This window comes from Gemmatimonadales bacterium (assembly GCA_036500345.1).
Lineage (GTDB): Bacteria > Gemmatimonadota > Gemmatimonadetes > Gemmatimonadales > GWC2-71-9 > Palsa-1233.
Genome location: DASYCE010000006.1, coordinates 24,958 through 47,257 on the forward strand (window position 1 = coordinate 24,958; position 22,300 = coordinate 47,257).

The window sequence follows — 22,300 nt, forward strand, 5'->3', positions numbered from 1 at the left end:
GGCGTTGGGGGCCCTCGGCCCCCGGCTCTCGGCTTCACCCCTTCGTTCAGGGCTCCTGACTCACGGCGACCGGTACTTCGCGAACTGCGGCACCGGGTGCCCCAGAAACTCCTCGAACGGCTGTAGTTCCCGCATCGCGCGGATATCCGAAGGAGTGACGAGATCCAGTTTCGTCAGGACCTCGTCGAGTGGTGCATGCATCTCGGTGACCAGGTACGCGCCATAGAGATGACGCGCCCGCCATGCGACGGTACAGTGGAGCAGGACCTTGCCATCGGTTCCTGCGATCGCCGCGGCGAGTGACTTCACCGCCGCCGGCGTAAACGGCATCACCGAGTCGCCCCGCATCGGCAGATAGACGTACTGCATGCCGAGTTGCTTGACGACCGCGGCCTCGTCGAATCCGACGCGCGCCATTTCCCCCGGCGATCGCAGGTTCACCACCGTCGTGACGCCGCGCGCTTTCATCTCGCGAAGCCCCTTCTCGGTTGGCTGACCGGCGACGAACAGTCGGTCGCCGGCCGAGAAGAACAGACCCTGGAACATCCCGGTCGTGTCGAAGTTCACGAACTTCGGGATGCTCCCAGGGCTCGACCCTTGGGCTCCCTGCGCGGCGGCCACCGGCGGGACGGCACTCAGCAGAGCACCGGTGATCAGTATCCGTCCTGCGGTGAATCTCGTCATCACGATCTCCTGGAGAAGGCGCACTGGACGCCCCAATCTCACCCGATCGTTCGCAGGGGGTGTGATGGAATTGTGCGGGCCGTGAGCGGACCTTGTCCGCGGCGTCCCGCTTGATGTCCGCAGTCGCCCGCACCTGTCCCGCATAAGCGCCGCAACGCCGGAACCGGCGCCGGCACCCGATCCGGTACCGGCACCCGTTCCATCGCCATCGCCGGTACCGGTGTCAGTGCAACCGCCGGGATCCCCCATTGACCCGGCGAAGCAGGTGTCATGATGCATCGCCCGCTGCGGCCGCAGCGGCAGCAGAAGAGACGGCGTGCGGATCAGGTCATCGATTCGCACGCCGGCCTCGTTGTTAATTACATTCACGTCGACCTGAATCGTCTCCGTCCCGAACCTTGACGAATGGTACCAGCCGCGCTGATTGATCCCCACCGGCCGATGCTGCAGCGACTGATCTGCGCGGTCGTGCCGTGCCTGCTCGCGGCCTGCGCCCACAATCCGCCGTTGACCTTCGACGCCGGACTGAGACACGTGGTGCCACGTCCATATGGCCTCCACTCGGAGCCCACTGACGGCACTGATCGCCTCGGGTTCGCTCCCCTTGAATCGTCCGCGCTGCCACCCGGCGAACGCGAGATCCGCCTGGAGATCGATTGCGGTGGCTGTACTCCGAAGTATGTCTTTCGCATCCGGACCGCCGACCATCGCGCAGTCGGCGAGGCGTATCTGCTTGAGGGGCATTTTGCTCCGGATCCAGGAGACACGGCCGGGGCGCGACAATTCCGCGAAGTCGAGGCACGCAACGACAGTGACCGTCGCGTCTTTCGCTGCGGACCGTGGATCCGCAGAGGGGATGGAGAACTCGAGGGTTGCAGGATCGGCGCTCCGATCAACTGGCACCACGTATTACGCTTGCTCGACCAGAGCGGTGTCCTGCGTGCAGTGGTCGACACTGGATACGACCCCGAGCCCCCCGGTTATCGCTTCATCAAGCCGGGCGGGCGAGATCCTGTCACCGGCGTCGATCTCCTGCCGATCGTGCAACGGCCGCCATGCCGAGACATCACCGGAGAATCACTGTTTATCGAGATGCTTGATGGCATCCACTACGGCACGGCGACCTTCTCGTGCCTCGACGTGCACGGGCCGCCGGGAACGGAGCATGATCGCGCGCGGCGATTGCGTGATCAGCTGGCCAATCTGCTACCGCGTCCGACCTGGGATAATTGACGCCGGCGCCGATCTACTGCACCACGATCGGCGCCGTCCACCGGAACGACCCCCACTCCAGCACCATCGTGCCGTGGCGCGCATCGCCCGGCACGATCGACATGGTGAATTCCTCGACCGGTGCCGACATCGTTCCCACAACCAGCGGTCGCCGGCCGAGATCGTACTTCGGGTTGTACTCCGTTCCCCACTGGCCGTACTGCGTGTTGACGATCAGGTCGACTTCACTCTTCGTCGGCACCGTCCAGAGCGTGTAGGTCCCTGGCGCCAGCTGCATTCCCGCCAGCGTCATCGGCGCGGTGGCGGTGAATTGCGTCGCGGCGTTGGCACCGGTGCGCCAAACGTCACCGTATCGCACGATATTGCCGAGGAGGACGCGGCCGCGCATCAACGGGCGCCCGTAATCGACGGAGATCGTGTCGTGACCGATCACGCCGCGCGCCGTGTCGCGCACGCTGAGTTGCGTCGGGCCACCCTTCGCCGCCTCCTCGGCCGCGAATCGCGCACCGATCGCCTCCACATCCGGAAGCGAATCGGTGAGGCGCCGGACTTCCACCTTGTACGTCGTTCCCGCGCCCGAATAGGTGAGCATCCGGTGCGCCGAGTCGAAGGTCGCGGTGGCGGTTCCCGAGAGCCAGTCGTGGCTCAATGATGCTCGGCCGTTGCCAAGGATGCGCACCACGCCGCGATGCAGCGAGAAGCGGTCGAACTCCCGATCGATGTAGTACTGACGCAGCCTGATCGTCCCGCCGACCGGCGTTGACGGCGCGCTGGCGAACGCGGCCGCAAAGTAGAGATCGGTGAGCGAGTACATCTGCTCCAGTTGCGGCATCGCCAGCATCCCGCCGGGGTCCTGGTTGATGCGCACCACGCCGGTGCTGTCGGTCTTCACGATCCGGATTGCCTTCTTCGAGACATCCGCCACCACATGTCGCAGCCGCTCCTGCGGCGGCTCGCTCGGTGTCCGGATATCCATCTCGAGGTGGCGAATGCTTCCATCCGACGCGAGCCGGATCTCTGTATGACGCCGCCGCACCCGCGGGAAGCGATCGACTTCATCGCTTGTGAGCCGGTTCCCGGTGCGGGTGACGCTTTCGATCGAAACGGTGTCGTTGCCGAGGAGCGCGACGAAGCCGTAGCGCGTTGGCGCGGCGGAGGAGCCGCATCCCGCCAGGAGGATCATGGCTGCGAGCGAGCGGGCGCACAGGACGTTGCGGGAATGGAGCGGCACGAGAGCTCTCGGAAGAAGGAAGCCGGGATGAAATGTCTCGGGCCCTGTGGCCGATGCGGGAGGTTGGTGGTTTGGAAGGCGTAAGAGCGATCGAGGAGTATCTTTTTCGACCTCCTGCGAGTCATTCCGGTGCGCCACAGACCTGAAAGAGAGGGGACCATGAGTACACGAAGCGATGGACATGCGGAGACGCTGCTCCGAGGCGCCCGTGACCTGGCGACACTCGTCGCCGGCCTGTCCGATGCCGAATGGCAGACACCGATTCCCCACGACGGCCGCACCGTTGGCGTGGTGGTTCATCACGTCGCCAGTGTCTATCCGATCGAGATCCAGCTGGCGCTTGCGCTGGCTGCAGGCAAGCCGGTCACCGGTGTGACCTGGGACGTGATCGCCGCGATGAACGCCGCGCATGCGAACGACAACAAGGGATGCACCAAGGCGGAAGCGCTGGAAGTGCTTCGCGTCAACAGTGCGGAAGCCGCGGAGGCGATTCGCGGACTCAGTGATGCACAGCTCGACTCGGCGGCACCGATCTAGTTGTACGCCGACGCGCCGCTGACCTGTCAGTTCATGCTCGAGGATCACGCGGTGCGCCACAGCTACCATCACCTGGGCAAGATTCGCAGCGCGCTCGGGCGATGATCGGGTCGGAGACTCTCCGCGGCTCGGGCGCTCCGGCGCCCGCGTCGTGGTACCCGCCGATCGCCGCGCCTGCGACGGCTGGCGCGGCGGGGCGCATCCTTGTTGCGCTGTCGGCGTGCGTCTTCGTCGGTGTCACGACGCTTCACGCGCAGAGCGATTCCGCTCGCGTTACGGCGATGGTCGGTTGTTACCGGCTGCACATCGACGCTCCGACGCAGCAGGATCCCCAGATCTTCCGGCTTGACGCCGGGCGTCCGCTCGCGCGACTGCCGATGCTGCACCGAATGAACGACGGTCTTCGTCGCGTCCTTCACGATCATCCGCCGCCGCCGTTCGACACCGCTACGGCGTTTGGGAATTGGCGGCGGGTCATCCCCGACCGGTGGCTTCGGGCTCCTGAGCAGATCGAGGATTGGGGATGGAGCACTGCGTGGCAGATCAAGGGCGACACCTTGCAGATCAACTGGTCGAGCGGGTTTGATGTAATCACGTTCAACTTTCTCATCGCCAGCGACACACTGCGTGGCACCAGTCACTCCAGAGGTGATCAGGTTGGAACCGAATCAACGGTCGGCGCCTCGGCGTGGCGGACGAGCTGCCCGAGCGGAATGACTGGCGGCTCCTGAGGCGGCACCCGGAGCGGCGCGGCGTCCGGGGGCGTATATTCTCCACCCCCACCGAAAAGCCGAGCGGTATGGATCTCATGGCGTTTCAGCGCGTGCGATCGGCGCTGCACGAGCTTGAAGAAGATCCGGCCTACATCGAACTGGTGACGCCTCCGATCGCCTGCCCGGAGTGCAGTCGGTTCTGGCGCGCCCTCAACCTCGCCACGACACGGGCAATGATTCTCGACCCCAATCCGGCGAACGAGCCAGAATTGCGCGATCGACTTCGCGACTTGCACGTTCTCGCCGTGGGACAGCTCGCGCCATTCTCCCGGTACATCGACGCCGCAGTGGCGGCGCTCGATGCGTGCCAGCTGCCGCCGCACCACGCCCGGAGCGACGACCCTCCCATTCATCCGTGACAGCACTCAATCAGGAGGGATCGGTGGAGCTTCGCCTCGGAGTGATTCGATCGGTGGTCGTCGCGCTCTGCTGCACTGCGGCATCGCTGCACGCCCAGGTCGGTCTGCACGCACCGAAGCAACCCGTCGACACCGCGCCGGCGCCGACCTTGTTCGACCTCCGTCCGCCATCGGCCGATCTCCCTGCAAGCCCGCTCGCCCGCACCTGGCCGTTCGTCATCATCCGGCCTGCGCGACCGACTGTATGGCACTGCCCGATGCCGGTGATCGCGCTCGACTCGACGGCGCGCGACCGGATGCCGATCATCCGGCACGACAGCAGCCACAGCGAGCGGATGCCGGTTGCGAGCGGCGGATGTGTCAACGACCTGCAGCGCAAAAGGGAGCCGCACCGGTGAAACCGGTCTCGCTCTGCGCGCGCGGAGTTCTCCCGTCACCTGCGACTCACTTCCGGAAGAGATAGCTCAGCTTCACGAAGAAAGCGTCAGTGGTCCGCGCGAGCCCGCGAAAGGTGAACGGCGCAGGATCATCGTAGCTGCTGCCATACCCCGCGAAGATCACCGTCCCCGGGACCGGCCGGTACGAGAAGAGCCAGTTCAGGTCGAAGACGTTGCTCGACGATGCGGCGGTGCGTGTGAATCTTCCGCTGACTGGATCGCGCAGCAGGATCGGCGCGTTGGTGCGCGACTCATCTCGCAGCGAGTCGACCTGGCTCGCTGTGTACTGTCCGATCACCCGCACGAAGACCGCGCGGGAAAGCTGGTACTCCACCTTGAGCTGCGGTATCCGCGTCAACTGCGCCAGTGATCCGTCGGTGCGGCGATTCACCTGCGCGTGATTGTAGATCAGTTCGCTTCGAATCCGGTCTGTCGGCCGCCAGGTCACGTCCACGATGCTGAGCAGGATCTCCGCCGGTGCCCACTCCAGGAAGTTCTCGTCATGATGGGTGAGCACGAACGCCGAGAGCGAGAAATGCTGGAACTGCGGCGTGGCGATGTTGCCGCCCAGGTCAAGATTGGTGATGTGCGGCTGCCCGGTGAACGGCACCGTATCGAGCGCCGTCGTCCCCGGGACCCGTTCCTCGATCCAGTAGGTGGTGAAGAGTGATCCGGGATAACCGAACTTCTCGATCGAGATCCCGGTCCCCACCTGCCAGCCGCCCTTGAGGGTGAACCCGAACGAGAAGTCCGCCTGCCGATCGTCATGCGAGATCGATTGTGTCGGCCGTCCCCAGTCGTTGATCCGGTCGCCAAGAAAGACATTGGCATTGAAGCTCTCCATCAGCGACCCGGGGCGGCCGGCGAGCGTGACGCTCGGAATGAGATTGGTGGTGATGAAGCCTGTGTTCGAGAGGAATCCGCTCGACGCCTGGAAGCGCCCGTCGACGCCGTACGACTGGACGCGGAGACCAAACTCTTTCCCGGCGTAGTTCGCAGTCGCCTTCCACATCGGCGCCCAGACGATCGGCGCCGTGGCGGTATCGCGTGTTGCGCTGGCACCGCCCTGCATCGTGACATCCCACGCCCCACCCAGTACCACACGTCCGTCGACCGCGCCGACGCGATTGAAGTTCGACCCATCGATGCGATCGGTATAGACCATGCCGATGGTATTCTGGCCGCCGATATTCCGCCGCAGTCGCAGCGCATTGAGGACCGGATGCGTCGAGTCGATTGACGCCACCGTACCATCGACACCGGAAAGGAGCGCGACCGTCGTCGAACCGACGGCACCGGTGACCTTGATCGCGGCCGACGGGTCAACGAGCCGGCGCGTGTAGATCAACTGCACCGGCGTGTTGAACAACTCCAATCCGTCGAGAAAGAACGGCCGCTTCTCCGGATAGAAGCTCGACGTGCGTGGATCGAGCTGGAGCTGCGGCACGTCGGCCTCGACCTGAGAGAAGTCTGGCCGCACCGTTCCCGCGACCGACAGCGTCGGAGTCGCTCCCCACCGCACCGTGGTGCCGACCCGCGGATCGCCGCCGCTGTAATTCCAGCGCGATCCCTGCGGCGATCCGGCCGTCGTGCTCGTGACTTCCGGTGTGACGTCGAGGACGAGACCGCGATGCAGGCCGGTGAGGCCGGTGAGCGTGCCGGATTGTGCGAGAAATGACGGCTGCGCCTGGAGCACCCGGGTCCACGTTTCCTGGTGCCCGGTCGCCTGGACCACGCGGATCACGTTGATCCCCCAGTCCTGCGGGTCGCGCGCCTGGTACCGCAGGCTCTTGAATGGAATCCGGATTTCGACATCGTACCCCGAGCTGGTGAGGCGCCCCTTCGAGGTGTACACAAAGTCGGGATTGAAGTCGACGACGAACGCGCCGGTCTGCGACGAGTTGGTGATGTCGATGTTGTGTCGCGGCGCATCACTCAGCATCCCGTCGGACTGCACGCCGAGTGGATTGACGCCGAAGGTGAACGCCTGGCGGCGATCGCCCTGCGGATCGAGGATCACTTCGACGTAGTCGTCGCCTGCGATCCTGTCGCGATCGGCGAGCGTGGCGCGGACGGAGGCCGAGTCCTGTCGGGCGTGAATCCCGAAGTAGATCGCGGTTGGTGAATACCACACCAGCACGACCGTCGAGTCATCCGCGGGGCGGTTGTCGGTCGGCACGTACTGGAAGAATCCGCGCAGCACCGCCGCATGCGACCACTGCGGTTCGTCGAATCGTCCGTCGATCATCACACCGGAATCGGCGGCACGAGGAATCGCCACCCGCGGTGCCGTGGAATCGGATTGCACCACGGCGAGCGCGGCGAGGAGAATCAGCATGGTGCCACAATAGGCCACCGCCAATCGCCGGCGCCACGCATGTTGCGCCGCCGGTGCCGATTGCGTGCTGAGTGGTCCCGTTGGCGTGATGGATGGTGCCGGTTGCTCCACTGCTCTGCGCGCACCATACATTACTCATGGCTTCGCTCCGGACTGGTTCGTGGCGCATCGTGGCGCTGGCGCTCTTCGCCGGCGTCTTTCTCACCGCGCAGCCGATGCTCATGAACGAAGCCGTCGGGCATCACATGACGCTCCGCAATGTGGTGCTGGAGATGCTCTTCTGGGTCGTCTGGGCCGGGTACACGCCAATTGTTCTCGCCGCAGCCAATCGTTGGCCTCTCGGTCTGGACATTCGCGCGCGTGAGCTGGTGCCGCACGTCGTGGTATCGGTCGTCCTGTCGCCGATCGCCGATTACACCTACATCGCGCTCGTGCCGACGTGGCGTCTGCTCACCGGTCACCTGACGCTGGCGCAGTACCCGGCGCAATTCACCAATCTCGGCGGCGCCCAGATCTGGGGTTTCTTCATGGGGATGCTCTACTACTGGGCCCTCCTCGTGCTGCTGACGACCTTCCGCTTTCGCGCCCTGTACGCCGACACCGAACGCGCGCTGACGGCTAGCAAGCTCGATGCGTTGCGATCGCAGCTGCGGCCCCACTTTCTCTTCAACACGCTCAATGCGATCTCGGTCCTCGCGCGGCAGGACCCCGACAAGGCGCAACAGATGCTGTTGCGGTTGTCGTCCCTGCTGCGCCGCAGCCTCGACGAGACCGCGCACGAGGTGCCGCTGCGCCAGGAACTGGCATTTCTCGACGACTATCTCGACATCCAGCGCGTCCGGTTTGGCGACAAGCTCCAGGTTCGCATGGACATCGATCCGGCGGTGATGGACGTGCGGGTGCCGGTCTTCCTCCTCCAGCCGCTGGTCGAGAATTCGCTGCAGCACGGCGTCGCCGATGACGGCTCGTCGTTCGTCGCGATCGACGCGACCGAGCGCGACGGCACGTTGCTGCTCCTGTTGACCGACGACGGCGTGCGCGCCGCGTCTCCTGGCGCGAAAGTCGGTGTCGGGCTGGGAAACACCCGCTCGCGGCTGGAACATCTGTACGGCGGGCGTGCGTCGATCGAGGTCGTCCCGCGACGGGGGCACGGGACGCAGGTCGACATCCGGATTCCGCTGTGAAGCTCCTCATCGTCGACGACGAACCGCTGGCACGGCAGGGGCTTCGTCGGGAGATCAGTCGCCTTCCCGGGACGGTGATCGTCGGCGAATGTGGCACGCGTGCCGAGGCGGTGACGGCGATCGTCGAACGCCGGCCCGACGTGGTGCTGCTCGATATCCAGCTGGGTCGCGGCACCGCGTTCGAGATCATCGAGGAGATCGGCGCCGAGGTGATGCCGGTGGTGATCTTCGTCACGGCGTACGACCGGCATGCGATCAAGGCGTTCGAGGTGCACGCGCTCGACTATCTCCTCAAGCCGGTCGATCCCGAGCGGCTGCGCGATGCGATCGATCGTGCGTCGATGCAGATCGCGCGTGAACCGCGGCGCGGCAGTGCGGGCCGGCTCGAGGCGGTGATCGATGCGGTGGGTCCCTCGCCCGCTCAAGGGACTCCCCTCTCACGCCTCGTTGTGCGCGACGGCGAGCGGCTGGTCTTCGTCGATGCCGGGAAGGTCGAATGGGTCGAAAGCGCCGGGAATCAGGTCCGCGTGCATGCCGGCGGCCGGAGCTACACGCTGCGCACCACGATGGACCGGCTCGAGCGCAGGCTCGCCAGCCGCGGCGATTTCATCCGGGTACGACGTTCGGCGCTGGTGAATATCCGCGCTGTCTCGGCGCTCGAACGGTACGCCAAGGGGATGTACACCGTCCGGCTGACCAGCGGTGCGACAGTCACATCGAGCCGCTATCACCAGGAGAACCTGCGGAAGCTGATTACTCCCGCCTGAGTGCCTCCACCGGATCGACTCGCGCGGCGCGCATCGCCGGCACCGCGCACGCCACCATCACGACCGCTCCGAGGAAGAGGAGCACGCCGATGCGTGTCAGCGGATCGTTCGATCCGACCTTGAAGAGCATTCCATTCAGCACGCGCGACAGCGCGAGCGATCCCGCGAAGCCGACGACCAGCCCGCTCACCGCCAGGAATCCTCCCTCCTTCAGCACCAGCGCCATGATCCCGCCGCGCTCGGCGCCGAGGGCCGCACGAATGCCGAGCTCGCGGGTGCGCTGCGCCACCGAGAAGGCGATCACGCCGTAGAGGCCCACCGCCGAGAGCAGGAGCGCCAGCACCGCGAATCCCGCCACCAGCGTGAGCGAGAAGCGCCGCACCGCCACTGACGCCGCCATCAGATCGCCCATCGTCCGCTCGGCATAGAACGCCTGATCGGCATCGACGCCGGCGATCGCATGACGGATCTTCGGCAGCAGGAGATGCGGGTCGCCCTGCGTCCGGATGGCGAGCGAGATGATCGGATCGGGCCCCTGGGCAAATGGATAGAAGACTTCGGGCTTGGCCGGCTGGTCGAGTGCTTCGCCGTGGACGTCATGGACCACGCCGATCACGACCTTCGCCGTCGTGTCGCCGTTCATCACGCGGATCTTGCGGCCGACCGGGTTGCCGTCGGGGAAGAAGAGCCGCGCGGCAGTCTGGTTGAGGATGGCAACCGGCGCGGGCGACTTCGCGGTGTCGCGCAGCGCGTCGAAATCATGCCCCTCGATGAACGGGATCCGCATCGTGGCGAAGTACGCACCGCCGATCGTGCGATATCCCACCGACGGCAGGTCGCTCACGTTGGCATACGGATGTTCCACCGCCTCGGCGGTGGTGGAGTTGCCCAGATTGCTCATCGGCAGCGTATTGATCGACGCCGCCGACACGACGCCGGGGATGCGGTTGAGCTGCGTGACCACATCCCGGTCGAATCGCGCCGATGTGGCGTCATCGAATCGCGATGTCAACAGCGTGATCATTGTCATCACATTCCTGGGATCGACGCCGGGGTCGATCGTCGCGATGGCGCTGAACGACCGCAGCAGCAGGCCGGCGCCGGTGAGCAGCATCACCGCGAGCGCCACTTCGCCGATCACCAGCGCTGCGCGCATCTTCCGCAGGCCGCGATGGCTGGTGCCGCGGCTCCCTTCGCGCAACGCGTCGATCGGCCCGGTGCCACGTTGCTGCAGTACCGGGGCGAAGCCGAAGAGCATGCCGGTGACCGCGGACGCCGCCACCGCAAAGAGAAGGACCCGGCCGTTGACGGCGATCTCGCCAACCCGGGGAATGTTGTTCGGCGCGATGGCGCGAAGGAGTGCCACGCCCCAGGTGGCGAGCAGGATCCCGACGACCCCGCCGATCAGCGCGAGGAGGATACTCTCGGTGAGGAGCTGGCGCGCCAGGCGTCCCGGCGACGCACCGAGCGCGGTACGAATGCCGATTTCGCGTTCACGCTGCGAGGAGCGGGCGAGGAGGAGGCCGCCGACGTTGGCGCACGCAATCATCAGCACGAACAGCACTGCGCCGAAGAGGATGCCGATCGGCCGGCGCGCCGGCGCGGTGATCTGCTCCTGCAGCGGCGATCCCCTGAACACCAGATCACGATCCTGATCAGGATGGTCGTGCGCCAGCGTGCGCGCGATCCGGCCGAGATCGGCCGCGACGGAGGTCTCGGCGCCCGGTCTGATCCGCGCGATCACCCAGTAGTTGTTGTTGCCGCGATTGTCGAGATCGTTTGCGCTTTCGTGGCCGAGCGGGAGATAGACATCCGGCGCGTGAGAGGGCATCGGCACCGCCGACGGCACCAGGTCGGGGAACTGGAACTTCGCGGGGAGCACGCCGACGATGGTGCGCGGCTTCCCGTCGATGATCGCCGCCTTGCCGACAATCGCGCGATCGGCGTTGAACCGTTCGTGCCAGATGCGATCACTGATGACCGCTTCCTCGGGATAGCTGGTCGACTCGGTCCCGCCGGTGAAGAGCCGCCCCATGGCGGGGTGGACCCGCAACACGTCGAAGATGGAGTCACCGACGTAGATCCCGAGTGTCGATTCAGGATGGTCGCCGCCACTCAGGTTGAACAGCCAGTAGCGAAAGCTCGCGACCTCTGTCAGCGAGCGCGACGACGTGCGAAGGTCGCGGAAGTCGGGGAACGAAAACTGGGTTTGCTGATTGTCGCCGGTGCCGGCACCGACGAGCTGCACCAGCTGTTGCGGTGCGTCATAGTCGAGCGATCGGAGGAGGACACCGTCGACCACCGAGAAGATGGCAGCGGTCGCACCGATGCCGAGTCCGATGGTGAGCACCGCGACGACGGTGAAGATCGGATACTGGCGCAGGGTCCGGAGGGCAAAACGGATGTCGCGAACGATCGAATCGAACATGGCGAGTCCTCGGGCACGCGTCGCGGCATCATTGCCGACAACGAACCGGATGGAGGGAAGGGCAACCAACGTGCCGCGGCTGCCCACAGCAAGTCCTTGCGCTGCCGCGCTTTGCGTCGTGGCGCCCGTGCCGTCAAACCCTGTGGCTGTCCGCCTGTGGTTGCGCTTGTCCGGAAACGGACACTCCTCGATCGCCATTGCCTTGACAGTCTGGGTATCCGTTGGTAGCGTTACTTAGACAGTCTTGGTAATCACCCTGGCCGCGAGTCTTCAATGTCCGGCGATCAGTCCAAGGATTGGCTTCACGGTACCCTCGATGTCCTCGTGCTCAAGGCGTTGAGCGGGGGACCGCGTCACGGCTACGCCGTCGCGCGCTGGCTTGAAGACACCACCGGCGACCGGCTGCAGATCGAGGACGGGTCGCTCTATCCGGCGCTCTACCGCATGGAGCGGAAGAAATGGGTCGAAGCGTCGTGGGGGATGTCGGAGCTCGGCCGCAAGGCAAAGCTCTACCGGCTCACCCCCCGCGGCCGCAAGCAGCTGCAGCTCGAGACATCGGACTGGAACGACTACGTGAGCATCGTGTCGCTGGTCCTCCTGACTGCGACCGGCGCAGGACCCGACCGGTGAGCTGGTGGCCGGGTCGCCGGAAGGGCGCGCGCCCGATTCCGGGCACGATGAGCGTCGACGAGGAGGTCGACGCCGAACTCGACTTCCACGTCGCAATGCGGATTCACGAATACATCGCCCGCGGTCTCGACCCCGAGGCCGCCCGGCGCGCAGCGATGACCAAGTTCGGTGACCTGGGCTCGACGATGACCACATGCCGTGCACTCGGCTATCAACGGGAGCGTGAGATGCAACGCCACGAATACCTGAGCGAACTGATGCAGGATATCCGTCTTGCGATGCGGCAGTTGCGTCGCCTCCCGGTCTTCGGCTGCGTGGCGGTGTCGATCCTCGCGATCGGCATCGGGACGACCACGGCGATCTTCAGCGCGGCGGAAGCGGTGGTGCTGCGGCCCCTTCCGTACGCGCATGCCGATCGGCTCGCGATGGTCTTCGATCGCTGGCACGATGTCGACGGGAATGCTGCCGCAGGCAACTACGCGGAGTGGCAGCGCCGTTCGACTTCGTTCGATCAGCTCGCCGCCGCGGACTTCGGCAACATGACTGTCGCCTCAGGCGACTCGCCGGAACGCGTGGTCGGCGCGCAGGTGACCGCCAACTTCTTCACCACGCTGGGCGTCCGGCCGGCGGTGGGTCGTGTCTTCACCGCGGCCGAGGATCACCCAAATCCGAACGTGGCCGTGCTGAGCGACGGGCTGTGGCGTCGCGACTTCGGCGGCGACCGCGATGCCGTCGGCAAGACGATCCGTCTCAACGGAACGTCATATCTGATCGTCGGCGTCATGCCGGCAGGATTCGATCCCACCAGCTCGGGCGAAGAACTCTGGACGCCGGCGGGGTTCACCGGCGAACAGCTGACCGACCGTGACAATCATCACTATGTGGTCATCGGGCTCCTCAAGCCTGGCGCGACGATCGACCGGGCGCAGTCCGAGCTGACCTCGATCGCCCGCGACATGGAAAAGGAATATCCGCAGACCAACACCGGCTACGCCGTGCATGTTCGCTCGCAGAAGGATGTGATCGTCGGCGACAATCGCACCTGGCTCTTTCTGCTCCTCGGTGCCGTCGGATCGGTACTGCTCATCGCGTGCGGCAATGTGGCGAATCTTCTCCTCGCGCGTGGTGCGAGCCGCGCCAAGGAATTTGCGATCCGCACGGCAATCGGCGCCGGTCGCGGACGGATCATTCGCCAGCTGATGACCGAGAATCTGGTGCTCGGCGCCGCCGCGGCGGTGCTTGGTGTCGGCGTGGCGTGGGCCGGCGTCCGACTGCTGGTCGCAGCTGCTCCGGCGGGAATCCCGCGCCTCGAGATGACCCGCATCGACGGCACCGCCCTCGGCTTTGCGCTGATGATTGCGATCGTCTGCTCGGTCATCTTCGGGCTGGTACCGGCACTTCGGGCCGGGAGCACCGATCTCCACGGCGTGATCAAGGAGGGGACTCGCACCGCAATGGCGAGCACCCGCGACCGGGCTCGCACCGCGCTCGTGGGGATCGAAATTGCCGTCGCGCTGATGTTGCTGGTCGGCGCCGGATTGTTGATCCGCAGCGCGATCTACGTCGCGCGCATCAATCCCGGCTTCGAGATGGATGGACTCTTCACCGCGCGCGTCGCGCTTGGCCAGCCTGCCCAGGGCGACGGCGTGGCCGAAGCAGAGCAGACCTTCGATCGGATCGTCACGGCACTCAAGTCGCGGCCCGAGATCGCCGCGGCCGCGCTGACCTCGCAGGCGCCGCTCGGATTTGCCGGGACCTCCAACGGTCTCGTCCCCGAAGGGCGGCCGCGAACGATCGCCTACGCCATTCAGTCGCAGCTGCGGATGGTGACGCCGGGCTATCTCGCGGCGATGCACATTCCGCTCGTCGCCGGCCGCGACATCAGCGACGCCGACGTGCGCGGGGCGATGCGCGTCATCGTCGTCAGCGAGGCGCTGGCCCGGAAGGCATGGCCCAACGAGAGCGCCATCGGCAAGCGGATCGCCTGCTGCGAAGGAACCGACGCCGACCCGCGGTGGAAGACGGTCGTTGGTGTCGCCGCCGACGTGCATTCCAACGGTCCGACCCAGGACGTCGGGCCGGAATTCTACCTGCCGATGGCACAGGCGCCGAGCGACGCATGGATGTGGGTGTCGCGCGCGATGACCGTGGTCGCCCGGGCCCGCCACGGCGACGGTGCCGCGCTCGCGCCGGTCATTCGCGCCGTCGTGAAGGATGCCGATCCCGCCGCGCCAGTCTACCAGGCGGCGACGATGAAGGAGCAACTGCGCACCAATCTCGCGGCGACGCGGTTCACGCTGATCCTGCTCACCGTCCTCGGCGGTGCCGGGTTGCTCCTCGCGATCACCGGCGTGTACAGCGTGATCGCCTATTTCGTCTCGCTGCGCACCCCGGAAGTCGCCGTGCGCATGGCGCTCGGCGCAACCGCCTTCGATGTGGTCGCGTTGCTCAGCTGGCAGGGAGCGGGTGCGATCATTGGGGGGCTCGTTGCAGGAGCGATGGCGTCGCTCTGGGTCACGCAATTCCTGCAGAGCTTTCTCGTCGGCGTCCGTCCTCGCGATCCGGTGACGATGATCGCGTCGATCGGAGTGGTTGCGCTGGTTGCCGCTGCGGCGACGGTGATCCCGGCGCGGCGCGCTACCGGCGTGAATCCGGCGACTGCGCTGCATGGGTAGCGCTTGCGCGGGCGGGCTATCTTTGCTCCTCTCTCATTCCTGTCGAGCCGAGTATGTCCAGCGCTGCAGAAGGCAAAGCCGTTGCATCAGCCATGATCGCCCTCTGGGAACACGAGATTCCCTCGACGATCAAGGTGCTCAACGCGGTCCCGGACGCACATCGCGAGCACCGTCCCGCGCCCAAGTCGCGCTCGGCGTGGCAGCTCGCCACCCACATCGCGACGAGCGACGCGTGGTTTCTGGACTGCATCGAGCGCGGCCAGTTCCACTTTGATCAGGAAGCAGCCGCGAAGGCCGCGGCGCAGTTCAACAACGTCGGGGATGTGGTCGAGTATTACACGGCGACGATTCCGGCGAAGCTGCACGCGATGAACCAGCTTCCCGGCGAGAAGCTCGCGGAGACGGTCGATTTCTACGGCCGGATGCAGATGTCGCGTGGAGCGTGGATCGGCTTTGCGACCAACCACAGCGTCCATCATCGCGGCCAGCTCTCGACGTACCTGCGGAACATGGGGTCGAAGGTCCCCGACATCTACGGACCGAGTGCGGATTCGGAGCCGTAACCGCGCGCGAATCCGGCAGTTTACGGCGAGGCGACGCCGAGCACTGACTGACCATCGAGCGCATCGAATGCAGTGACCGCGGCGCGATGCTGCGCCGCGCATCGTTCGAGGAGTGACGTGAACGCCGGCACGCCGCGCAGCGCGTCCAGCCACGGATCACGGGCCAGCATCGGATAGCAGGAGAATCCGTCGGCGGTGATCCGCTCGAGTTGTGCGAGCGCTTCCTCGGCGTCACCATGGCGAGCGATGTGGCGCGCCACGTAGAAGCGCCCCTCGGGATCGCGAAAGTCCGGTGACAGCATCGAGCGAACTGCGACGACGCTGTCGGCGACGCGCCCCTCGATCAATGCCCGCGCTCCAACCGCCATGTGCCGTCGCCGGGTCGGCATCTTTTCCTCGACCTCGCACAACGCCGGCAGCGCCTCTTCTCCACGCCCGAGTTCTGCCAGCGCGAGTGCCACGATGTAGGGAAAGCTGCTGACCGAGAGCCGCGCCAGTTGCGCGAAGTCCCCCTGCATGAACCACGTGTGCATCACGCTCGTACCGATCTTGCCATCCAGCCGGCGGGCGCGCTCGTGCGCCGCCTCCGATGCGTCGAGCAGTCCGACGTACCGACAGACGGTCACCAGGCCGGCCATCAGTTCGGGGTCGGCAGCGCGTGCACGGCCGAGGAGCCGGACCATCGCGTCGTGCGCGCGGCCCAGGTCGGCCTCGAGCTGCGCATACAGCTTGTGCGCCATCGTGAGATCCGCGTTCAACTCGAGCGCCCTCCTGAACGCCGCTTCGGCGCGAACCAGCCCGCCGTCGTGTACCCCTTCAGAAAATTTGGTCTCGACGTGGTATAGCCGGCCGAGGCGCGCCCAGGCCGGCGCGAAGCGGGGATCCTCCGCCACGGCGCGCTCGTAGTACTCGCGCGCCACGCTCCACTGCTTGGGATCGATGCTCAGCTGATTGCCCCGCAGGAAGCAATCGTACGCCGCCTTGCTCGCCGGGACATCGCTCTGCAAGCGCAGGCGATCGCGTGCGGTGAGCGGCACCGCGAGAGATTCGACAATACCGCGCGCCAGTTCGTCCTGGATCTGAAAGAGATCGCCGACCGGGACCTGGAGCGTATGGGACCAGAGCAGTGTTCCCGACGCGCACTCGGTGAGTTGCGCGTGCACCCGCACATGACCCCCGGATCGAAGCAGCGTCCCCGTGACGATGACATCGACGTCGGTCTCGGCACCAATGGCGTGTGTGTCGGTGGCGTTGCCGGCATACCGGGCGGCGACCAGGCTGGAGCGGACCACGAGCGACTCGAGCCCCGAGAGCGATGAGGCGACGGCGTCGGGGAGCGAGAAGGAGAGGTATGCCGTGTCGTCATCGTCGCGCAGCTGGCGAAACGGGAGGACGATGATGCGCGTGAGTGGCCGGGCCGTTACCGGCGCCGCCGCCGCGACCGGCGCCAGGAATCGGTACCCCCGCCGCGGCAGGGTCTCGACATACCGCGGCGCCTCGGCGTCATCGCCGAGCGCTTCGCGAATCTGTCGGATGCAATAGTTGAGGCCCTGGTCGAACTCGACATGCCTCCCGGTGCCCCAGACTCCGTCGCGGATTTCCGCCCGGGTGACGACCGAGCCGTTCTGTGTCACCAGCAGGGCAAGGACCTTGAACGGTTGCGGCGGCAACGCGATGCGCACCCCCTGGCGGAGGAGCTGGGCTGCATCGGTATCGAGTTCAAATGTTCCAAAACGAAGGATGGGCACAGCTCTTCGGGGCTCCTCGCCGGTCACTCATCGAACACTCATCGAACGCTCTGCGCGCGCCCAATGTCGGGGAAATGCCGACTCCCACACTATACGCGCAGCAACCGGGACGAGCCAGCCCGGACAGCCAATTCAACGATCCGCCAGGAGTCCATCATGCGCCTCACCCTCGGTTCCCCGGCCCCAGGATTCATCGTCGAGTCGATCGGCGGCCGCCGCGTCTCGAGCGAGCAGCTTCGCGGTCGCCCGCTCCTCCTCAAGTTCTACCGCTTCGCAACGTGCCCCGTCTGCAACCTGCACATGCACCGCTTCATCCAGGAGCATCACCTGGTGCGGGACGCGGGCCTCACCACGATCGTCTTCTACCACTCGCCTGCCGACAAGCTGGCCGCGGCGCAGAGGGATGCGGCGCCGTTTGATCTCGTTCCCGATCCTGCCAGGACCGTCTTCGGGGCGTACGGCGTCGAGAACGGCCTGCGCGGCATGGTGTCGCCCGCGGTGATGTTCGACTACGCCAGGGCCCTCGCCGCCGGGTATCCCCCAGGCCTCTTCTCGAGCGATGGCGGTATCACCGGCAATCCGGCCGACTTCATCGTCGACGCGGCCGGCCGCATCGTGCTGGCCCACTACGGCACGCAGTACGCCGATTCGCTCGACGCGCCGCAGGTCGTGCGCGCGTGGCACGCGCTGCAGGGCGAGTCGCAGCGGCTCGCGTCGCAGCCATTGATCACCGTGTAACCGATTGCCCGTTGCTTCACCACACCAACCACATCACACCGGAGAACACGACAATGCCGCTCACGATTGGTGACACCGCCCCGAACTTCGATGCCGAGACGACCCAGGGCCGCATCAACTTCTACGACTGGCTCGGCGATTCGTGGGGGGTGCTCTTCTCGCATCCCAAGGACTTCACGCCGGTGTGCACCACCGAACTCGGGTACATGGCGAAGCTCGAGTCCGAGTTCGCCCGCCGCGGCGTCAAGATCATGGCGCTCAGCGTCGATCCGGTCTCGAACCACGCCAAGTGGTCGCTCGACATCGCCGATACGCAGGGGACGGCGCCCAACTATCCGATGATCGGCGATTCGGATCTCGCCGTGTCGAAGCTCTACGGCATGCTGCCGGCTTCAACTCCCGGCGTCAGCGAAGGACGGACGGCGGCGGACAATCAGGCAGTCCGCTGCGTGTTCATCGTCGGACCGGACCGGAAGATCAAGCTGGTGATCATCTATCCGATGGCGACCGGCCGGAACTTCGACGAAATCCTGCGGGTGATCGACTCGCTGCAGCTCACCGCGCGGCACAAGGTGTCGACGCCGGCGCAGTGGACCCAGGGGGGCGACGTCATCATCGGCGGGGGCGTGACCGACGACGAGGCGCGCAAGATTTATCCGAAGGGATGGAGCGCACCGCGGCCGTATCTCAGGATCGTGGCACAGCCGGCGGCGTAACCCGGTCCGGCCTGAAGTTCCGGGCCGATCGGTGATTCAGGGGTGAGCGCGCGGTCATCCTCGCGCTCCCCTGCCCGCGACATCGTCCTATCCATCGTCCCGCCATTGAGGTCTCGACCTGTCTTGCGCCGCCGGGCGTCTTCCGGCATCTTCCCATCTAAACAAGAGGGAAACGGGTCATGCTCGATGCCGATGGCGGATTGCTCCGCGGGACACTCGATCTTCTCATCCTCAAGGCGCTGGCCGCGGGACCGCGGCACGGCTACGCGGTCGCGGAGTGGATCCACACCGTCACTGACGGCGATCTGCTGGTCGAGGAAGGTCCGCTCTACACCGCATTGCACCGGCTCGAGCGCCGCGGCTGGCTCGTCTCGGAATGGGGCTACTCCGACAACAATCGCAAGGCGAAGTATTACCACCTGAGCCGGACCGGACGGATCGAACTCCGCGGTGAACTCTCCCGGTGGGAGCGGTACACCCGGGCGGTCGCCAAGGCGATCGCGGCACCGGCACCGCAGGCGAGCTGATCCGGCGATGCGTCGCGCGTCACGCCTCGGTTTGCGGCCGGACCATCTGGCTTGCGATGTCGACGAGGAACTCGCCTTTCATGTGGACATGCGCACGCGGAAGCTCATCGCGGCCGGGATGGATGCGGACGCCGCGCGCCACGAGGCGCTGCGACAGTTTGGCGACCTGCGTCACGTACACGATGCCTGTCTCACTCATGATGTCGAACGGGAGAAGTCGATGACGCGCATTCGCTACGCCGAGGAGTTCAGGCAGGACACGGTCTTCGCGCTGCGCGCCCTGCGGCGGAATCCGGCGTTCGCCGTCATCGCGATCTGCACCCTTGCTCTCGGCATCGGAGCGAACACCGCGATCTTCACGTTGATCGATGCCGTGCTGTTGCGTCCGATTCCGGTGCACGCACCCGAGCAGCTGGTGTCGCTGGGGAAGACGTCGCGGATCAATTCGATGTCGAACGGCACGCCACAGGCAGACCTCTACTCGTATCCGCTCTATCGAGACCTTCGTCACAATCCGCTGGTCTCGGGGATGCTCGCCTCCGGGCGGACAGACCGTCTGGATGTGCGGGTCGATTCGGGCGTTGCGGGACTCGAGCATCCCGCAGGACGGTTCGTTTCGGGCAACTACTTCCAGGTGCTCGGCGTTCCCGCCGCGAAGGGGCGCGTCTTCGGTCCGGTGGAGGACAGCGTCGCCGGTGCGTCACCGGTCGCGGTCATCAGCGATCGATACTGGGAGCGTCGCTTCGCCCGTGCACCCGATGTCGTCGGCCGCACCATCGTCGTCGACAACATCGCGCTCACGATCATCGGCGTGTCGGCGCCGGGCTTCGCGGGGGAAATCGTGGACAAGCCCACCGACATCTGGATTCCGATCACGATGCAGCCGTTGCTGCAGCCGCACATTCCGCTCTTCGATGATCGCCACGTCAGCTGGCTGCTCCTGATCGGCAGGGTGGCGCCGGGAGGCTCGGTCGCTCATGCGATCGCCGGGCTTCCGCCGCTGGTGCATCAGGCGCTCGTCGAGCACGTGCAGCCGCCCGACAACGCCGCCGCGATGCAGCGCCAATCCATTCCGGTCCAGCGTGGCGCCAACGGATTCTCGCGGATGCGGACGGTATACGGGACGCCGCTCTTCACCATGCTGGCCGCAGTGGGGCTGCTGCTGTTCATCATCTGTGCCAATGTCGGGAATCTGCTGCTCGCGCGCGCCATCGCCCGCACATCGGAGTTCCATGTGCGGCTGGCGATGGGTGCGGGACGAGGCCGGCTCCTCCGCCAGCTGATGACCGAGAGCGTGGTCCTCGCGTCGCTTGCTGCCGCGGCCGGGCTCGGCACGGCGTGGGTTGCCGGACGCCTGCTGGTGTCGCTGGTCGCAGGAGATCAGACTCCGCTGGCGATCTCGCTCGACCTGCGCGTGCTGATGTTTACGCTCGGGCTCTCCGTGCTGGCCGTATTGCTCTTCGGTCTGTTGCCAGCCACGCGGTCGGTGCGGCTCGATCTCGCGGCCGGACTGCGTGCGCGCGGCACCGTAGGGAGGCTGGGCGCCAGGGGCGAGCGCTTTCCCGCGGGGAAGATGATGATCGCCGGGCAGATCGCGCTCTCGCTCGTCCTCCTGATGGGCGCCGCGCTCCTGGTGCAGAGCCTGCGCAATCTCGAGCACACCGGGACCGGCATCGACCGGGATCATCTCCTGATGCTCTCCGTCGATTCGCGGTCGCGCGGCTACTCGGGGGAAGCGCTCACCGAGTTGACGCGAACGCTGACCGCCCGCCTCTCTGCGATTCCGGGGATCCGCGCCGTGACGTACTCCGAGAACGGGATCTTCAGCGGCATCGAGTCGGCCACTGCACCGATGATTCCAGGATGGAGCGGCAAGACTCGGGACGATAGCCTGTCGGCGTCCGACCAGGTCGGGCCCAACTACGTCAGCGCGCTCGGTGCGCACCTCATTGAAGGTCGCGACTTCTCCAGCCAGGAGGCCGCGCTTCATGGGCATCGCACCGCGCTCGTCAATCAGCCCTTCGCGCGGTTCTATTTCGGTTCGACTGATCCGGTCGGGCGTTCGTTCAAGATTGACGACACCACGTCGTTCGAGGTGGTCGGCGTGATCGGCGACATCAGGGATCACACCCTCGATGGTGACGTGCCGCGCCGGTTCTATACGTCGTACGATCAGCAGCTCAACGGGGTCCCCGCCGACGTCAATTTCGCAATCCGCACATCGGGCGATCCGGCGCGTCTCGTCGCCGCGGTTCGTGCGGCAGTGGTCGCGCAGGATCCTCTCCTCCCGATCGAAGACGCGCTCCCCCTCGCCGTGTCGATGAGTGATTCGATTGCGCAGCAGCGGCTGCTCGCCCAGGTCACGGCGGGTTTCGGCATCCTGGCGCTCCTGCTCGCGGCGATCGGTCTGTACGGCATCATGACGTACACGGTAACCCGCCGCACCGGCGAAATCGGGCTACGCATTGCCCTGGGTGCCCGTCCCGGCGCCATGATCGTGATGGTGGTCCGGGAGGCGCTGATCCTTGTCGCGGTGGGAACGCTCGCGAGTGTCCCGCTGGTGTGGGTGACGAGCCGGCTGCTCACGGGCGAGCTCCACGGCATCAGCGCGTCCGACTGGCGCTCTGCGCTCGGCGCGCTGGCGGTTCTTACCGGTTCCGCGGTTGTCGCGGCGATGGTCCCCGCGTGGAAGGCCGCCCGGATTCCGGCGCTCGCGGCCCTCTCCAAGTAGC

General features: G+C 66.0%; 20 protein-coding genes. 14 read left to right on the forward strand and 6 right to left on the reverse strand.

The genetic code is table 11. The features are described from left to right. Positions 1 to 60: 60 nt before the first annotated feature. On the reverse strand, positions 61 to 684 hold the full coding sequence (locus VGM20_02355) for a sulfur transferase domain-containing protein (GenBank protein HEY4099699.1): 624 nt from the start codon (positions 682 to 684) through the stop codon (positions 61 to 63). Between the two features lie 405 nt (positions 685 to 1,089). Between VGM20_02355 and VGM20_02360 the strand changes: the two genes are divergently transcribed. Beyond that, complete coding sequence (locus VGM20_02360; GenBank protein ID HEY4099700.1) at positions 1,090 to 1,917, forward strand: hypothetical protein; 828 nt, start codon at positions 1,090 to 1,092, stop codon at positions 1,915 to 1,917. A gap of 13 nt (positions 1,918 to 1,930) precedes the next feature. Here VGM20_02360 and VGM20_02365 read toward each other — a convergent pair whose 3' ends face one another. Beyond that, entirely contained in the window at positions 1,931 to 3,148 is a 1,218-nt protein-coding gene (locus VGM20_02365; protein HEY4099701.1) for a DUF2911 domain-containing protein, read from the reverse strand. Between the two features lie 159 nt (positions 3,149 to 3,307). Here VGM20_02365 and VGM20_02370 point away from each other — a divergent pair, with 159 nt between their 5' ends. The 4 genes from VGM20_02370 to VGM20_02385 all read left to right on the forward strand — a co-directional run bounded on the left by VGM20_02370 (position 3,308) and on the right by VGM20_02385 (position 5,215). Beyond that, a complete protein-coding gene (locus VGM20_02370; GenBank protein HEY4099702.1) occupies positions 3,308 to 3,685 on the forward strand; it encodes a maleylpyruvate isomerase N-terminal domain-containing protein in 378 nt (125 codons plus the stop codon). 101 nt (positions 3,686 to 3,786) lie between these two features. Then, entirely contained in the window at positions 3,787 to 4,416 is a 630-nt protein-coding gene (locus tag VGM20_02375) for a hypothetical protein (protein HEY4099703.1), read from the forward strand. Positions 4,417 to 4,493: 77 nt separating this feature from the next. Next, positions 4,494 to 4,817 carry a hypothetical protein gene (locus tag VGM20_02380; protein HEY4099704.1) on the forward strand — a complete coding sequence of 108 codons (324 nt, stop codon included), beginning with the start codon at positions 4,494 to 4,496 and terminating at the stop codon, positions 4,815 to 4,817. Further along, a complete protein-coding gene (locus tag VGM20_02385; protein ID HEY4099705.1) occupies positions 4,814 to 5,215 on the forward strand; it encodes a hypothetical protein in 402 nt (133 codons plus the stop codon). Before VGM20_02380 ends, VGM20_02385 begins: the two co-directional genes overlap by 4 nt. A 46-nt stretch (positions 5,216 to 5,261) precedes the next feature. Here the strand turns inward: VGM20_02385 and VGM20_02390 are convergent, their stop codons facing one another. Then, the gene (locus VGM20_02390) at positions 5,262 to 7,592 is read right to left on the reverse strand and encodes a DUF5916 domain-containing protein (GenBank protein ID HEY4099706.1); all 2,331 of its coding nucleotides are present in this window, start codon (positions 7,590 to 7,592) and stop codon (positions 5,262 to 5,264) included. 137 nt (positions 7,593 to 7,729) lie between these two features. On the opposite strand from VGM20_02390, the gene VGM20_02395 reads away from it, so the two are divergent. After that, positions 7,730 to 8,776 (forward strand): histidine kinase, encoded by a 1,047-nt coding sequence (locus VGM20_02395; protein HEY4099707.1) that lies wholly within the window; start codon positions 7,730 to 7,732, stop codon positions 8,774 to 8,776. After that, the gene (locus tag VGM20_02400; GenBank protein ID HEY4099708.1) at positions 8,773 to 9,543 is read left to right on the forward strand and encodes a LytTR family DNA-binding domain-containing protein; all 771 of its coding nucleotides are present in this window, start codon (positions 8,773 to 8,775) and stop codon (positions 9,541 to 9,543) included. Before VGM20_02395 ends, VGM20_02400 begins: the two co-directional genes overlap by 4 nt. Here VGM20_02400 and VGM20_02405 read toward each other — a convergent pair. Further along, the gene (locus tag VGM20_02405; GenBank protein ID HEY4099709.1) at positions 9,530 to 11,971 is read right to left on the reverse strand and encodes an ABC transporter permease; all 2,442 of its coding nucleotides are present in this window, start codon (positions 11,969 to 11,971) and stop codon (positions 9,530 to 9,532) included. The genes VGM20_02400 and VGM20_02405 overlap by 14 nt on opposite strands. A 273-nt stretch (positions 11,972 to 12,244) precedes the next feature. On the opposite strand from VGM20_02405, the gene VGM20_02410 reads away from it, so the two are divergent. The 3 genes from VGM20_02410 (at position 12,245) to VGM20_02420 (ending at position 15,839) form a co-directional block, all read left to right on the forward strand. Then, positions 12,245 to 12,601 (forward strand): PadR family transcriptional regulator, encoded by a 357-nt coding sequence (locus VGM20_02410; GenBank protein HEY4099710.1) that lies wholly within the window; start codon positions 12,245 to 12,247, stop codon positions 12,599 to 12,601. Between the two features lie 47 nt (positions 12,602 to 12,648). Continuing rightward, positions 12,649 to 15,276, forward strand: a complete 2,628-nt coding sequence (locus VGM20_02415; protein HEY4099711.1) for an ABC transporter permease — start codon at positions 12,649 to 12,651, stop codon at positions 15,274 to 15,276. 92 nt (positions 15,277 to 15,368) lie between these two features. Then, a complete protein-coding gene (locus VGM20_02420; GenBank protein HEY4099712.1) occupies positions 15,369 to 15,839 on the forward strand; it encodes a DinB family protein in 471 nt (156 codons plus the stop codon). Positions 15,840 to 15,859: 20 nt separating this feature from the next. On the opposite strand, the gene VGM20_02425 is transcribed toward VGM20_02420, so the two are convergent. Further along, positions 15,860 to 17,587, reverse strand: coding sequence for a winged helix-turn-helix domain-containing protein (locus tag VGM20_02425; GenBank protein ID HEY4099713.1), 1,728 nt, complete (start codon positions 17,585 to 17,587; stop codon positions 15,860 to 15,862). A 156-nt stretch (positions 17,588 to 17,743) separates the two neighbouring features. Here VGM20_02425 and VGM20_02430 point away from each other — a divergent pair, with 156 nt between their 5' ends. The 3 genes from VGM20_02430 (at position 17,744) to VGM20_02440 (ending at position 19,568) form a co-directional block, all read left to right on the forward strand. Continuing rightward, positions 17,744 to 18,325: a peroxiredoxin-like family protein gene (locus tag VGM20_02430; protein HEY4099714.1), complete on the forward strand. Its 582-nt coding sequence runs from the start codon at positions 17,744 to 17,746 to the stop codon at positions 18,323 to 18,325. A 53-nt stretch (positions 18,326 to 18,378) separates the two neighbouring features. Next, positions 18,379 to 19,041 carry a peroxiredoxin gene (locus tag VGM20_02435; GenBank protein ID HEY4099715.1) on the forward strand — a complete coding sequence of 221 codons (663 nt, stop codon included), beginning with the start codon at positions 18,379 to 18,381 and terminating at the stop codon, positions 19,039 to 19,041. A gap of 179 nt (positions 19,042 to 19,220) precedes the next feature. Beyond that, on the forward strand, positions 19,221 to 19,568 hold the full coding sequence (locus tag VGM20_02440; GenBank protein ID HEY4099716.1) for a PadR family transcriptional regulator: 348 nt from the start codon (positions 19,221 to 19,223) through the stop codon (positions 19,566 to 19,568). Positions 19,569 to 19,587: 19 nt separating this feature from the next. Here the strand turns inward: VGM20_02440 and VGM20_02445 are convergent, their stop codons facing one another. Continuing rightward, complete coding sequence (locus VGM20_02445) at positions 19,588 to 19,767, reverse strand: hypothetical protein (protein HEY4099717.1); 180 nt, start codon at positions 19,765 to 19,767, stop codon at positions 19,588 to 19,590. Between the two features lie 21 nt (positions 19,768 to 19,788). On the opposite strand from VGM20_02445, the gene VGM20_02450 reads away from it, so the two are divergent. Further along, positions 19,789 to 22,299, forward strand: a complete 2,511-nt coding sequence (locus VGM20_02450) for an ABC transporter permease (GenBank protein HEY4099718.1) — start codon at positions 19,789 to 19,791, stop codon at positions 22,297 to 22,299. Position 22,300: the final 1 nt, after the last annotated feature.

Excerpts from the sequence above, each read along its gene's own strand:
- VGM20_02395 (HEY4099707.1), top strand. The coding sequence starts at position 7,730 with ATGGCTTCGCTCCGGACTGGTTCGTGGCGCATCGTGGCGCTGGCGCTC.
- VGM20_02430 (HEY4099714.1), top strand. The coding sequence starts at position 17,744 with ATGCGCCTCACCCTCGGTTCCCCGGCCCCAGGATTCATCGTCGAGTCG.
- VGM20_02445 (HEY4099717.1), bottom strand. The coding sequence starts at position 19,767 with ATGAGTGAGACAGGCATCGTGTACGTGACGCAGGTCGCCAAACTGTCG.
- VGM20_02420 (HEY4099712.1), top strand. The coding sequence starts at position 15,369 with ATGATCGCCCTCTGGGAACACGAGATTCCCTCGACGATCAAGGTGCTC.
- VGM20_02405 (HEY4099709.1), bottom strand. The coding sequence starts at position 11,971 with ATGTTCGATTCGATCGTTCGCGACATCCGTTTTGCCCTCCGGACCCTG.
- VGM20_02360 (HEY4099700.1), top strand. The coding sequence starts at position 1,090 with ATGGTACCAGCCGCGCTGATTGATCCCCACCGGCCGATGCTGCAGCGA.
- VGM20_02435 (HEY4099715.1), top strand. The coding sequence starts at position 18,379 with ATGCCGCTCACGATTGGTGACACCGCCCCGAACTTCGATGCCGAGACG.
- VGM20_02370 (HEY4099702.1), top strand. The coding sequence starts at position 3,308 with ATGAGTACACGAAGCGATGGACATGCGGAGACGCTGCTCCGAGGCGCC.
- VGM20_02390 (HEY4099706.1), bottom strand. The coding sequence starts at position 7,592 with ATGCTGATTCTCCTCGCCGCGCTCGCCGTGGTGCAATCCGATTCCACG.
- VGM20_02410 (HEY4099710.1), top strand. The coding sequence starts at position 12,245 with ATGTCCGGCGATCAGTCCAAGGATTGGCTTCACGGTACCCTCGATGTC.
- VGM20_02355 (HEY4099699.1), bottom strand. The coding sequence starts at position 684 with ATGACGAGATTCACCGCAGGACGGATACTGATCACCGGTGCTCTGCTG.
- VGM20_02415 (HEY4099711.1), top strand. The coding sequence starts at position 12,649 with ATGAGCGTCGACGAGGAGGTCGACGCCGAACTCGACTTCCACGTCGCA.
- VGM20_02450 (HEY4099718.1), top strand. The coding sequence starts at position 19,789 with ATGACGCGCATTCGCTACGCCGAGGAGTTCAGGCAGGACACGGTCTTC.
- VGM20_02440 (HEY4099716.1), top strand. The coding sequence starts at position 19,221 with ATGCTCGATGCCGATGGCGGATTGCTCCGCGGGACACTCGATCTTCTC.
- VGM20_02375 (HEY4099703.1), top strand. The coding sequence starts at position 3,787 with ATGATCGGGTCGGAGACTCTCCGCGGCTCGGGCGCTCCGGCGCCCGCG.
- VGM20_02380 (HEY4099704.1), top strand. The coding sequence starts at position 4,494 with ATGGCGTTTCAGCGCGTGCGATCGGCGCTGCACGAGCTTGAAGAAGAT.